This window comes from Embleya sp. L77, assembly GCF_055557415.1.
Window position 1 is genome coordinate 3,796,306 of the sequence record NZ_CM145709.1, and the last position, 12,214, is coordinate 3,808,519.

Annotated in this window: 11 protein-coding genes; 9 read left to right on the plus strand and 2 right to left on the minus strand. The window is 69.5% G+C overall.

All coding sequences use genetic code 11. The features are described from left to right. The first annotated feature begins 111 nt into the window (after positions 1-111). The 4 genes from ACZOOI_RS16205 (at position 112) to ACZOOI_RS16220 (ending at position 2,803) form a co-directional block, all read left to right on the plus strand. A complete protein-coding gene (locus ACZOOI_RS16205) occupies positions 112-468 on the plus strand; it encodes a BlaI/MecI/CopY family transcriptional regulator (RefSeq protein ID WP_465276539.1) in 357 nt (118 codons plus the stop codon). Positions 469-552: 84 nt separating this feature from the next. After that, the gene (locus tag ACZOOI_RS16210) at positions 553-1,500 is read left to right on the plus strand and encodes a DUF11 domain-containing protein (protein WP_465276540.1); all 948 of its coding nucleotides are present in this window, start codon (positions 553-555) and stop codon (positions 1,498-1,500) included. Between the two features lie 221 nt (positions 1,501-1,721). Continuing rightward, on the plus strand, positions 1,722-2,231 hold the full coding sequence (locus tag ACZOOI_RS16215; RefSeq protein WP_465276541.1) for an amino-acid N-acetyltransferase: 510 nt from the start codon (positions 1,722-1,724) through the stop codon (positions 2,229-2,231). A 230-nt stretch (positions 2,232-2,461) separates the two neighbouring features. Continuing rightward, positions 2,462-2,803 carry a histone-like nucleoid-structuring protein Lsr2 gene (locus ACZOOI_RS16220; RefSeq protein ID WP_391586443.1) on the plus strand — a complete coding sequence of 114 codons (342 nt, stop codon included), beginning with the start codon at positions 2,462-2,464 and terminating at the stop codon, positions 2,801-2,803. Between the two features lie 113 nt (positions 2,804-2,916). Here ACZOOI_RS16220 and ACZOOI_RS16225 read toward each other — a convergent pair whose 3' ends face one another. Then, positions 2,917-3,630: an SCO3374 family protein gene (locus tag ACZOOI_RS16225; protein ID WP_465276542.1), complete on the minus strand. Its 714-nt coding sequence runs from the start codon at positions 3,628-3,630 to the stop codon at positions 2,917-2,919. A gap of 460 nt (positions 3,631-4,090) precedes the next feature. Here ACZOOI_RS16225 and ACZOOI_RS16230 point away from each other — a divergent pair, with 460 nt between their 5' ends. After that, a complete protein-coding gene (locus tag ACZOOI_RS16230) occupies positions 4,091-6,613 on the plus strand; it encodes an ATP-dependent Clp protease ATP-binding subunit (RefSeq protein ID WP_465276543.1) in 2,523 nt (840 codons plus the stop codon). A gap of 129 nt (positions 6,614-6,742) precedes the next feature. Here the strand turns inward: ACZOOI_RS16230 and ACZOOI_RS16235 are convergent, their stop codons facing one another. Next, positions 6,743-8,929, minus strand: coding sequence for an MMPL family transporter (locus ACZOOI_RS16235; protein WP_465276544.1), 2,187 nt, complete (start codon positions 8,927-8,929; stop codon positions 6,743-6,745). 136 nt (positions 8,930-9,065) lie between these two features. On the opposite strand from ACZOOI_RS16235, the gene ACZOOI_RS16240 reads away from it, so the two are divergent. From ACZOOI_RS16240 to ACZOOI_RS16255, 4 genes are all read left to right on the plus strand, one after another. Continuing rightward, positions 9,066-9,755, plus strand: coding sequence for a TetR/AcrR family transcriptional regulator (locus ACZOOI_RS16240; RefSeq protein WP_465276545.1), 690 nt, complete (start codon positions 9,066-9,068; stop codon positions 9,753-9,755). 74 nt (positions 9,756-9,829) lie between these two features. Beyond that, positions 9,830-10,582 (plus strand): SDR family NAD(P)-dependent oxidoreductase, encoded by a 753-nt coding sequence (locus ACZOOI_RS16245; protein ID WP_465276546.1) that lies wholly within the window; start codon positions 9,830-9,832, stop codon positions 10,580-10,582. Between the two features lie 144 nt (positions 10,583-10,726). Continuing rightward, positions 10,727-11,767, plus strand: a complete 1,041-nt coding sequence (locus tag ACZOOI_RS16250) for an NAD(P)-dependent alcohol dehydrogenase (protein ID WP_465276547.1) — start codon at positions 10,727-10,729, stop codon at positions 11,765-11,767. A gap of 93 nt (positions 11,768-11,860) precedes the next feature. Then, entirely contained in the window at positions 11,861-12,211 is a 351-nt protein-coding gene (locus ACZOOI_RS16255; RefSeq protein ID WP_391586449.1) for a tetratricopeptide repeat protein, read from the plus strand. Positions 12,212-12,214: the final 3 nt, after the last annotated feature.

The following is a 12,214-nucleotide window of genomic DNA, read 5'->3' on the forward strand; positions in this document are numbered from 1 at the left end:
GCGCCGAATGCGACAATTCATGACAAAGCCGTGTCTACGATGCCGCGTAGGAGATCGCGTGAGATGCGTGATGCAGCTCACGATGCGACGAGGTTTCGGGAAGGGGTCGGCATGCAGCGTCTCGGCGAACTCGAGGCCCGGGTGATGCTTTGCATCTGGCGGCTCAATCGCCCGTCGTCGGTGCGCGAGGTGCAGGAGGCACTGCTGCCGGAACGCGAGCTCGCCTATACGACGGTGATGACCGTGCTCGACAAACTCTTTCGCAAGGGTCTGCTGCGCCGCCGGCTGCACGGGCGGGCCTTTCGCTACGAAGCCGTGCGCTCGCGGGACGCGTATACGGCCGAGTTGATGCGCGCGGACTGGGCGGCGGGCGACAGTCGCGCCGGCGCTCTCGTGCACTTCGTCGAGGGCATGACGCCGGAACAGATCCAGGCGTTGCGCGACGCCTTGCGGGTCGCCCTGCCCTGAGCCGAATCGACGGCCCGTTCGGTGCGGCCCTGGGCTGTTCGGGGGCGTTGCCAATTCGTTCGGCGCAGCTCGTGCCGCTTCGGAGTGCAACTCTGCGTAATCGTATTAATGATCTACGTAAGAAATGCGACTTCTGCACGGCGGAACGGAAAGTGGACCGACATGATGCGAGTGAAAACCCGGACGGGACGCGCCCTCGTGGTGGCCGGCGTCGCGGTGAGCGCGGTGCTGGGCGCCCTTCCGGCGACGGTCAGCCAGGCGGCAGCGGCACCCCGGCAGCAGCCGGACCCCGTCACGACGTCGTACGAATGGACCACGGCGAACGGGTGGACCACGTCGCACGGGTGGTCCCGGTGGTCCACCTCGCGCGTGCCATCGCCCGCGCAATCCGACATGACCGCGCTGGACGACGCGATGGCCGACCTGCGCGGTCAACTCGATCAGCTGCGGGCGACGCTCGGGCAGCGGCTCCAGGACACGCTCGGGGGCCTGATGAGCACGCTGGGCACGTCGCTGCCGCCGGGCGTGACGCTGCCGGATGTGCCGAACGCGGCCGACCTCGGCGTGGACACGACCTCGGTGACGCTGCCGGGCCAGCCGCCCGCCCGGACGGTGGACCCGGCCTCGACGGCGAAGCTGGAATTGCGCCGCACGGCCGACCCCGTGCAGGCCAGGCCGGGCGATACCGTCACCCACACGGTGACCGTACGAAACTCCGGCGGCGACGAGGCGAAGTCCGCGGTCGTGCGCAACGCGTTGCCGGCGGGTGTGAAACCGACGAAATCCAAGGTCTCGCAGGGGGAATTCGACGCGGCGACCGGAGTGTGGAAGACCGGCGGGATCAAGGGCGGCTCGGAGGTCACCCTGATTCTCGTGTTCAAGGTGCCGCAAGGCGTGGCCGGATCCGAGATGACCGCGCGATCGAGTTTCGTCAGCGCGCCGGGTGCCAAGCCGGTCATCCGCAACGCGTGTAGCGACGACACCGAGGCGGCTTGCGCGAGCACGCGGGTGGCCGATTCCAAGACCCGGTAATCACCGGGGGAATCGGTCCATATCCGACCCGATCACTCCACGACGGTGGCGGCGGGCTGTGGGTATCGGTGCCGGATGTATGAAGAACGCGAGGTCCGGGCGGTGCGAAACCCCGCCCGGACCTCCGTCGTCGGTCCGGGTGTTTCCGCTTCCACCGGGGCAGATCGGTGGTAAACAGGGCGGAGCGGCGACGGCTATCGTGATCGCGATAGCGTCAGCCCATGGAAGTGACGATCCGACGTGCCAGAACGTCCGATGTGCGGGCCATTCGACGCCTTGTGGATGGGTACGTGGGGCTGCGTATCCTTCTGGACAAACCCACGGTCACCCTCTTCGAAGACGTGCAGGAGTTTTGGGTTGCCGAGCGGGACGCGGACAGTGAGGTGGTCGCGTGCGGTGCGCTGCACGTGATGTGGGAAGACCTCGCCGAGGTGCGCACGCTCGCGGTGGATCCGGCGTGTCGCGGGCACGGACTGGGCCATCTCTTGCTCAGCAAACTCCTGGAGACCGCGCGTTGGCTCGGTGTTCGACGGATATTCTGCTTGACCTTCGAGGTCGACTTCTTCGCGAAGCACGGCTTCGTCGAGATCGAGGAGACCCCGATCGACGGCGATGTCTACAGTGAACTGATGCGTTCGTACGACGAGGGCGTCGCCGAGTTTTTGGATCTGGAACGCGTCAAACCCAACACCCTTGGCAACACGCGGATGCTGCTCCATCTCTGGCAGTGATCTCGATCCGCGTAGACCGCGCGAGTGTGGTGGAGATCGCGTGCCCCACGGCGGCGAACCCCTTGACGCTTCTTGCCCATGACGGTGTGGTGTGCGGTGAAGTCGCAACCACAAACCCGGTAACGTATTGCCGACTCGACGGGTTCCGCGCGGGTGGGTTTGTATTTTCCCGCAGAAAGCGGTTTCCTTTTCTTGAGTTGGTTGAACCCTCCCGATGAAAGGGAATCCTGGTGGCACAGAAGGTCCAGATTCTTCTCGTTGACGACCTCGACGGCGGCAAGGCCGATGAGACGGTGACGTTCGCGCTCGACGGTGTCTCCTACGAGATCGACCTGAGCGCCACGCACGCAGAGCAGCTCCGCGCGGCCCTGACGACCTACGTCGAGGCCGGCCGTAAGACCGGTGGCCGGGTCGCGGCTCGCCGCGGCGTTCGCCAGGTGGCCAAGGGTGGTGCCGCCTCCGGCGACACCGCCAAGATTCGCGCCTGGGCCAAGGAGAACGGCTACGACGTGAGCGAGCGCGGTCGCGTGCCGGGCAACATTCGCGACGCCTACGAGAAGGCCCACGCCTGATCGTCGACGCCATCATCGAGCGGTGCCCTCCCCCGAACGAACCGGGGGAGGGCACCGCTCATGTCGTTTTTCCCGGGGCCGGGTCGGCGCCGGGGCCGGTGGCCGGTCGTGCCTCAGGCCGGTACCGGACGGTGGTGGGTCAGCGGCCTCGGCTCGGTGGCCCGCGGTCGCGGGAACAGCCGCACGTGCTGGCACGCGTGCGCCAACGTGCTCAGCAGCCGGGTGACGTCCGGGAAGCGCACGTCCACGTGCAGCACCGCGCCGCGGGCCCCGAGGTCCCCGACGGGGCGCACGGGGCCCGGATCGACCGGCGGGCGCAACCAGCGCGCGTGCTCCCACGAGCGCGGCCACGGCGCCCGCCACGTGGCCGGCCACGGCGACGGCGCGGCCACCGTGTCGCCCTCGCCGTACGCGCGCAGGTCCAGGTCCAGGTCGGCCCAATCCAGCCAGTCCAGCAGGGCGGGCAGGTCGCCCGCGACCCCGGGGGCCACGAAGAACTGGATCCGACCCGTGCCGGTCGCGGCGACCGGCCCGACCGGGAGCCCGAGCCGCTCGGCCCGGTCCAGGGCCCGGACGCCGGCCGCCCCGGGAACATCCAGGACGTCGAAGCGCACCCCGGCGGCCAGTCGGACCGAGGCCGCCGGGGCGGCCGCCCAGTACCGGGAGAGCGCCTGCGGATCGGTGGTCGCCACCGCGAGCCCGCCCGCCGCGTCGGGCGATCCCGGGGCCGCCGGCCAGCCGAGGGCCCGCGCGTACCAGAGGGCCTCGTCCAACGGACCGGGCACGACGGGCGCCGAACGGGACGCGAAAACAAGGGTGGCTGCCATAACGTGTTCAACTCCGGGACGACAGCGAGGTTACGAAAGGTGATATGGCAACCGCGATGAGTGATACGACGCGCGGCACGGCCGCGCCGAATCTCGCCGAGCGCCCGCACGATTGCCTGCACGGCGGTCGTGACCTGCCGGTATACAGCGGGTGTCGTCCTGGGTATGACCCGGACATGGTGGGGAGTCGGGGAGGCGGAATCGGCGTCGGTGCCGGGGCGAGTGAGTGCCGGAAAAAGCCGCGTTCGCTTCTGGCGTACTCGGAATCGGCCTCAGGACGTGGCCGGCGGGAACACCGACACGCACCATCGGGTTTGACTAGTTGTCCAACGCGGTCCGCAACACGTGGGTCGCACGTCTTCACGGACGAATCGAGCGGTCCTGCGTGCAGGACTAGCATGCGGAAGGACAGGGAGGGGACCGTCCCCGATCTGCACGACCGCTCTGAGGAGCGATAACGATGTTCGAGAGGTTCACCGACCGCGCGCGGCGGGTTGTCGTCCTGGCTCAGGAGGAGGCCCGGATGCTCAACCACAACTACATCGGTACTGAGCACATCCTCCTCGGCCTCATCCACGAGGGTGAGGGCGTCGCTGCGAAGGCCCTGGAGAGCCTCGGCATCTCGCTTGAGGCAGTGCGTCAGCAGGTTGAGGAGATCATCGGTCAGGGTCAGCAGGCCCCGTCCGGTCACATCCCCTTCACGCCCCGTGCGAAGAAGGTCCTCGAGCTGTCGCTTCGCGAGGCGCTCCAGCTCGGCCACAACTACATCGGCACGGAGCACATCCTGCTGGGCCTGATCCGCGAGGGCGAGGGCGTCGCCGCCCAGGTCCTCGTGAAGCTCGGCGCCGACCTGAACCGGGTCCGCCAGCAGGTCATCCAGCTGCTCTCCGGCTACTCCACCGGCAAGGAATCCACCGCGCCGGGCGGAAGCGGCCAGGAGGGGACGCCTTCGACGTCCCTCGTGCTCGACCAGTTCGGGCGCAACCTGACCCAGGCGGCGCGCGAAGGCAAGCTCGACCCGGTCATCGGGCGCGAGAAGGAAATCGAGCGGGTCATGCAGGTGCTGTCCCGCCGCACCAAGAACAACCCCGTCCTGATCGGCGAGCCCGGCGTCGGCAAGACCGCCGTCGTCGAGGGCCTGGCCCAGGCGATCGTCAAGGGCGAGGTGCCCGAGACGCTCAAGGACAAGCAGCTCTACACGCTGGACCTCGGCGCGCTGGTGGCGGGCTCCCGCTACCGTGGTGACTTCGAGGAGCGGCTGAAGAAGGTGCTCAAGGAGATCCGCACCCGAGGCGACATCATCCTGTTCATCGACGAGCTGCACACGCTCGTCGGTGCGGGCGCCGCCGAGGGCGCGATCGACGCGGCGAGCATCCTCAAGCCGATGCTGGCGCGCGGCGAGCTGCAGACGATCGGTGCGACCACGCTCGACGAGTACCGCAAGCACCTGGAGAAGGACGCGGCGCTGGAGCGCCGGTTCCAGCCGATCCAGGTCGCGGAACCGTCTCTGCCGCACACGATCGAGATCCTCAAGGGTCTGCGCGACCGCTACGAGGCGCACCACCGCGTGTCGATCACCGACCAGGCCCTGGTGGCCGCGGCGACGCTCGCGGACCGGTACATCTCCGACCGGTTCCTGCCGGACAAGGCGATCGACCTGATCGACGAGGCCGGCTCGCGGATGCGCATCCGGCGCATGACCGCGCCGCCGGACCTGCGCGAGTTCGACGAGAAGATCGCCAACGTGCGTCGGGACAAGGAGTCCGCGATCGACGCGCAGGACTTCGAGAAGGCCGCGTCCCTGCGCGACAGCGAGAAGAAGTTGCTCGCCGACAAGGCGAAGCGGGAGAAGGAGTGGAAGGCCGGCGACATGGACGTCGTGGCCGAGGTCGACGAGGAACTGATCGCAGAGGTCCTCTCGACCGCCACCGGCATCCCGGTCTTCAAGCTGACCGAGGAGGAGTCGGCCCGTCTGCTCCGCATGGAGGACGAGCTGCACAAGCGGGTCATCGGCCAGAAGGACGCCATCAAGGCGCTCTCCCAGGCCATCCGGCGCACCCGTGCCGGGCTCAAGGACCCGAAGCGTCCCGGTGGTTCGTTCATCTTCGCCGGCCCGTCCGGCGTCGGTAAGACCGAGCTGTCCAAGACGCTCGCCGAGTTCCTCTTCGGCGACGAGGACGCGCTCATCCAGCTGGACATGAGCGAGTTCTCCGAGAAGCACACGGTCTCCCGGCTGTTCGGTTCGCCGCCCGGATATGTGGGTTACGAAGAGGGTGGCCAGCTCACCGAGAAGGTCCGTCGCAAGCCTTTCTCGGTGGTTCTGTTCGACGAGGTCGAGAAGGCCCACCCGGACATCTTCAACTCGCTGCTGCAGATTCTGGAGGACGGTCGACTGACCGATTCCCAGGGTCGGGTGGTCGACTTCAAGAACACCGTCATCATCATGACGACCAACCTCGGTACGCGGGACATCTCGAAGGGCTTCGGCCTCGGTTTCTCCGGATCGTCCGACGTCAAGACCGGTTACGACCGGATGAAGGCGAAGGTCAACGAAGAGCTGAAGCAGCACTTCCGTCCCGAGTTCCTCAACCGTGTCGACGACACGATCGTCTTCCACCAGCTTTCCGAGGAAGACATCATCCAGATCGTCGACCTGATGATCGCCAAGGTGGACGAGCGGCTGCGCGACCGGGACATGGGCATCGAGCTCCGTCCCGCCGCCAAGGCACTGCTCGCCAAGCGGGGCTACGACCCGCTGCTGGGTGCCCGTCCGCTCCGGCGGACGATCCAGCGCCAGATCGAGGACAACCTCTCCGAGAAGATCCTCTACGGCGAGCTGCGCTCGGGGTCGATCATCGTGGTCGACACCGAGGGTGAGGGCAAGGACGAGAAGTTCACCTTCGAGGGCATGGACAAGGCCCCGCTGCCGGACGCACCGCCCATCGAGGCGACCGGCTCGGGTCCGAACCTGACCAAGGAGTAGTCGGGCCCGCGGGAAACCGCGCACGGCAACGACGGAGGGGCCGCCTCCGGGAATCACTTCCCGGAGGCGGCCCCTTTTTAGCCGACCGAGCCGGCGGCGAACCGGGCAGGGCCGATCGGCCGCGCCGGGTCAGTGCATGGCGTCGGGTACGCGTTCGCCGGTCTCGCTCGCGGCAGCCGATCGGGCCGGCGGCACCGCCGGCTCGGCCGACTCGTGCAGGCCCACCCGGTCGTGCACCCGGCGCAGGAACCGCGGGGCGTACCACGCGTGCCGGCCCAGCAAGCGCATCGCGGCCGGCACCAGGATGCCCCGGACCAGGGTCGCGTCCAGCAGGATCGCCAGCGCCGCACCGAAGCCGAACAGCTGGAGGAAGCTCACGCTGCTGGTCAGGAACGCCACGAAGGTCACCGCGAGCAGCGCCGCGGCGGTGGTGACGATCCGTCCGGTGCGGCCCAGACCCTGCCGGACCGCGTCCTCGTCGGACGCGCCGGCGTCGTGCAATTCCTTGATCCGGCTGGTCACGAACACCTCGTAGTCCATCGACAGCGCGAACGCGATGCAGAACAGCAGCACCGTCATCGAGGTGTCCATGGGCAGCGGGGTGAAGCCGAGCAGGCCGGAGAGATGTCCGTCCTGGAAGACCCAGACGGTGATGCCGACCGCGGCCGTGATGCTGATCCCGTTCAGGAGCAACGCCCGCAGCGGTTGCAGGATGCTCCCGGTGAACAGGAACAGCAGCACGAACGTGCTGAGCACGATCAACCCGAAGGCGAGCGGCAGCCGGTCGCCGATCGAGGTCTTGGTGTCGACCAGGCGGGCGTCCGTGCCGCCGACCAGGGCCTCGGTGCGGTCCGGTGCGGGGATCGTCCGGACGTCGTGGACCAGGTCCTGGGCGGCGTCCGATTTGGCGGGCAGCGTGGTGACCACCGACAGCAGGCGCGCGTTCGGCCGGATCCGGTCCGGGCCCGCGCTGTCCACCCGGGTCACTCCCGGCAGCGTGGCGAGCCGGGCCGCGTAGGCGTCCACCGGGGCCTGCGCGCCGGAGCCGAGCAGCACCACGTCCAGCGTGCGGGTGTCGTCGAGGCTGTAGTCCGCGCGCAGCGTGTCGCCGACCTGGCGCGCCTGGGTGTCGGTCGGCAGGACCCGTTCGTCGGGCGTGCCGAACGTGACTCCGAGCAGCGGCGACGCGGCCAGCAGCAGCACCGCCAGCACCGGCAGCGCGGTGAGCGCGGGTCGGCGGGTGACGAAGCCGGCGAGCCGCGACCACATCGGCGCCTCCGCCCCCTGGACGCCTCGGACGCCCTTGATCCGCATCGACTCCACGCGCGGGCCGAGCACGGTCAGCAGGGCCGGGGCGACGATCAGCGCGGCGAGCGCGGAGACGATCACCACGCCGATGCCCGCGTACGCGAACGAGCGCAGGAAGTACTGCGGGAAGACCAGCAGCACGGCGAGCGCGGCGGCCACCGTCGCGGCGGAGAACACGATGGTCCGCCCGGCGGTGCGCAGCGTGCCCACCACCGCGTCGTGCAGGTCGTGCCCCGCGTGCAGCAGTTCGCGGTGTCGCGCCACGATCAACAGCGCGTAGTCGATCGCCAGACCCAGGCCCAGGGCCGTGGTGAGGTTGATCGAGAAGATCGACACGTCGGTCAGGCTGCCGAGGACGAACAACTCGGCGAAGGTACCCATGATCGCGATGAAGCCGATCACGAGCGGGACCAGGGCCGCGATCAGGCTGCCGAAGGCGAGCACGAGCAGCAGCAGGGTCAGCGGTATCGCGATCGACTCGGCGATCGCCAGGCTCTTGCCGACCTGGCCGTTGACGGCCGGCCCGATCGAGGCGTCGCCGCCGACCCGGACCTTGAGCGGGCTGTCCGGGGGCAGCTGGGCGGCCTTGGGCAACTCGCTGACGTCGTCCTCGACCGAGTGGGCGACGAGCAGCGCGCCGCGGCCCCCGTCGGCCTTGAGCCCGGGCGCGTTGGTGGTCCAATAGGAGGCCACCTGGTCGAAGCCCGGTACGGCGGCGAGGGACGCGGTGAGGCGGCGGCCGGCCTCCGCGACGGCCGGTGCGTCGACGTTCGAGCCGTCCTTGGCCCGGACCTCGACCACCAGGTTGGGCCGGCCGCCGAAGGTGTGCTTGATCTCGTCCTGGGCTCGGGTGGAGGCCGAGTTCGGCGCGTCGAATCCGCCCGCCTGGAGCTTGCCGAAGGCGCCGAAGCCCACCCCGGCCGAGACGAGCAACAACAACGCGCCGACCACGAGCACCGCGCGGGCCCGGCGGAATACGAGATCCCCCAGTCGTTCGAGCATGATCATCGACCTTCCATGCGGTCCGTGGGGACGGCGTGCCAGAGCCGGAGCAGCAATGTTGACGCCGATAACAATGTTTGCATCGATAACTTGGCACCGAATGTGCGCAGTGTCAACATGGGGCTGGATCGAACGGAGAACCATGGCAAGCGAACACGTGGCCGGCACCTCGGGTCGTCGCGGATATCACCACGGCGACCTGCGGAACGCACTCACCGAGGCCGCGGTGGAACGGGCCCGGGCGGGTGGTCCGCAGGCGATCGTGCTGCGCGAGGCCGCGCGCGCGACGGGCGTGTCCTCCACCGCCGCCTACCGGCACTTCGCCAACCATCACGAGTTGGTCGTGGCGGTCAAGGATCGCGGTCTGGCGATGCTCGCGGCGACGATGCGGGCCGAGTTGGCCGAGGGTGAGCCGTGTCCGGATCCGGGGGACGAGGCGCTGCGTCGGCTGCGTGCGGCGGGGCTGGGCTACGTGCGCTTCGCGTTCGCCGAGCCGGGCCTGTTCCGGACCATCTTCCACGGGGTCACCGAGGGCGAGCCGATGATCGGGCGCCGGCAGGCGGCTCGGGCCGCGGGCGACGACGAGGGCCATCTGCGGGGTACGCCGGACGAGTCGGAGGAGTCCTACTCGCTGATGTCCCAGGCGCTGGACGAACTGGTCGCGCTCGGACGTCTCCCCGCCGAGCGGCGCAAGTACTCGGACGTGGTGATGTGGTCCGCCGTGCACGGCCTGAGCGTGCTGCTGCTGGACACGGAGCTGGCCCATCTTCCGGACGAGACCAAGGCGGACATCGTCCGGCGCGGCATCGACGTGGCCCTGAACGGCCTGTGAGGCCGGTTGCCGCCGTCCCCCATTAGGTCCCGTCCGACGGGCGCCGGCGGTCGCCCGATCGCAGGATCGAAGGCATGAGCGCAGACTTCGCAACCAAGACCGCCATCGTCACCGGTGCCGCCTCGGGCATCGGTGCCGCGATCGCCCGCCGGCTCGCCGCCGACGGCGCAAACGTCGTGGTCGCCGATCTCGACGACGCCGGCGCGGCCCGGGTCGCCGCCGAGATCACCGAGGCCGGCGGAACCGCCCGGGGGATGCGGGTGGACGTGGCCGAGCCGGAGTCCTGCGCGGCGCTCGTGCGGGCGGCGGTGGAGGCGTTCGGCGGACTGCACCTCGCGGTGAACAACGCGGGCATCACCGGCCCGCACGCGCACACCGGCGAGTACCCGACGGACGGGTGGCGCAAGGTGATCGACATCAATCTGAGCGGCGTCTTCTACGGGATGCGCCACCAGATCCCGGCGATGCTGGATTCCGGGGGCGGCGCGATCGTCAACATGGCGTCGATCCTGTCCTCGGTCGGTTTCCCGAACGCGGTCGGCTACGTGGCGGCCAAGCACGGCGTGCTGGGCCTGACCAAGACCGCCGCGATCGAGTACGCGCAGCGCGGGATCCGGGTCAACGCGATCGGCCCGGGCTTCATCGAGACCCCGCTGCTGAAGGAATCCGACGCCGAGGCGCACGCCGCACTGGCCAGGCTGCATCCGATGGGCCGGCTCGGCACGGCCGACGAGGTGACCGAACCGGTCGCCTTCCTGCTCTCCGATCGGGCCTCCTTCGTCACCGGCAGCTATCACCTGGTGGACGGCGGCTACACCGCGCCGTAAGGGCGGGCGTGCGGATACCCCGCCTCGGTAATCCATTCGGTTGGCGAGCAATAGCCCGACCATTGACGTCGCCGGCCCACCGTGCCACCCGAGCACCACCCGGGTACCCACGTGGGGGCCGGTACGCCGGAAAGGGAGAAACCCATGAAGGCCGTCCAATACGTCGAGTTCGGCAAGCCGGTCGAGGTGCGGGAGATCCCCGCGCCGGAACCGGGTCCCGGGCAGGTGCTGCTCGAGGTCACCGCCGGCGGTGTCTGCCACTCCGACATCTTCGTGATGAGTCAACCGCCGGGGACCTTCGGCCCGAACGCCCCGCTCACCCTCGGCCACGAAGGCGCCGGCACCGTGGCCGCCCTGGGCGAGGGGGTCACCGGCTTCGCCGTCGGCGACGCGGTCGTGGTCTACGGACCCTGGGGCTGCGGTGCCTGCCACGCCTGCGCACAGGGCAAGGAGAACTACTGCACGCGCGCCGCCGAGCTGGGCATCCGGCCGCCCGGGCTGGGTGCTCCCGGTGCGCTCGCCGACTACGTGCTGATCGACGACGTCCGGCACCTGGTTCCGATCGGTGACCTGGACCCGGTGCAGACCGTTCCGCTCACCGACGCCGGGCTGACCCCGTACCACGCGATCAAGCGCTCGCTGGACAAGCTTTACCCGGGCAGCACCGCCGTGGTCCTGGGCGTCGGCGGCCTCGGCCACATCGGTGTGCAGCTGCTGCGCGCGTTGTCCGCCACCCGGGTGATCGCCCTGGACGTGAGCGAGGACAAGTTGGAACTGGCCCGTGCCTCGGGCGCACATCTGGCGATCAGGTCCGACGACAAGGCCGCCGACATCGTCCGCGAGGCCACCGACGGCGTCGGTGCGCAGCTCGTGCTGGACTTCGCGGGTGTCCAGCCCACCGTCGACCTGGCCGCGAAGTGCGCCGGCACGGAGAGCGACCTGACCATCGTCGGCATCGGCGGCGGCACCCTCCCGGTCGGCTTCGGCCTGATCCCGTTCGAGTGCTCGGTCAGCACGCCCTACTGGGGTACCCGCGCCGAACTGATCGAACTGATCGAGCTGGCCCGGCACGGTGCGGTGAGCGCGCATGTGGAGAAGTTCCCGCTCGACCAGGCTCCGGACGTGTACGACCGGCTGCACCACGGCCGGATCAACGGCCGCGCCGTGCTCGTCCCGGGGGCCTGACCCGGGTGCCCGGTCACCCGCGGAATACCCGGCCGGGGTACTCGGTTCTGCCTGGTGTCCGACGCCGTCACGAGCATTGCGAAGGGAGCCACCGTGACGCTGACCCTGGAGAACTACCGAGTTGCCGAGGAACTGGTCGAGCGACGCGACCCGCTGGGCGCGCTGCGCATCCTGGAGCCGGTGCTGGAGGACGAGCGCGACAACGTGGCCGTGCAGCAACTGGCCGGCCGGGCGTACTTCCTCTCGCTCCAACTGCGCCGGGCCGAGGCGACGCTGCGGCGGGTGGTCGAGCTGGACCCGTGTGACGCGTGGGCCACGCACGCACTGGGCCGGACCCTGGAGCGGGCCGGCCGCGGTGCGGAGGCCGCACCGTTCCTGCGGCTCGCCGCGGCGATGAACCCGGAGCCGCAGTACACGGCGGCAGCGGCGAAGTACGCCGACTGAGGC

Excerpts from the sequence above, each read along its gene's own strand:
- ACZOOI_RS16205 (WP_465276539.1), top strand. The coding sequence starts at position 112 with ATGCAGCGTCTCGGCGAACTCGAGGCCCGGGTGATGCTTTGCATCTGG.
- ACZOOI_RS16215 (WP_465276541.1), top strand. The coding sequence starts at position 1,722 with ATGGAAGTGACGATCCGACGTGCCAGAACGTCCGATGTGCGGGCCATT.
- ACZOOI_RS16225 (WP_465276542.1), bottom strand. The coding sequence starts at position 3,630 with ATGGCAGCCACCCTTGTTTTCGCGTCCCGTTCGGCGCCCGTCGTGCCC.
- ACZOOI_RS16230 (WP_465276543.1), top strand. The coding sequence starts at position 4,091 with ATGTTCGAGAGGTTCACCGACCGCGCGCGGCGGGTTGTCGTCCTGGCT.
- ACZOOI_RS16235 (WP_465276544.1), bottom strand. The coding sequence starts at position 8,929 with ATGATCATGCTCGAACGACTGGGGGATCTCGTATTCCGCCGGGCCCGC.
- ACZOOI_RS16240 (WP_465276545.1), top strand. The coding sequence starts at position 9,066 with ATGGCAAGCGAACACGTGGCCGGCACCTCGGGTCGTCGCGGATATCAC.
- ACZOOI_RS16245 (WP_465276546.1), top strand. The coding sequence starts at position 9,830 with ATGAGCGCAGACTTCGCAACCAAGACCGCCATCGTCACCGGTGCCGCC.
- ACZOOI_RS16250 (WP_465276547.1), top strand. The coding sequence starts at position 10,727 with ATGAAGGCCGTCCAATACGTCGAGTTCGGCAAGCCGGTCGAGGTGCGG.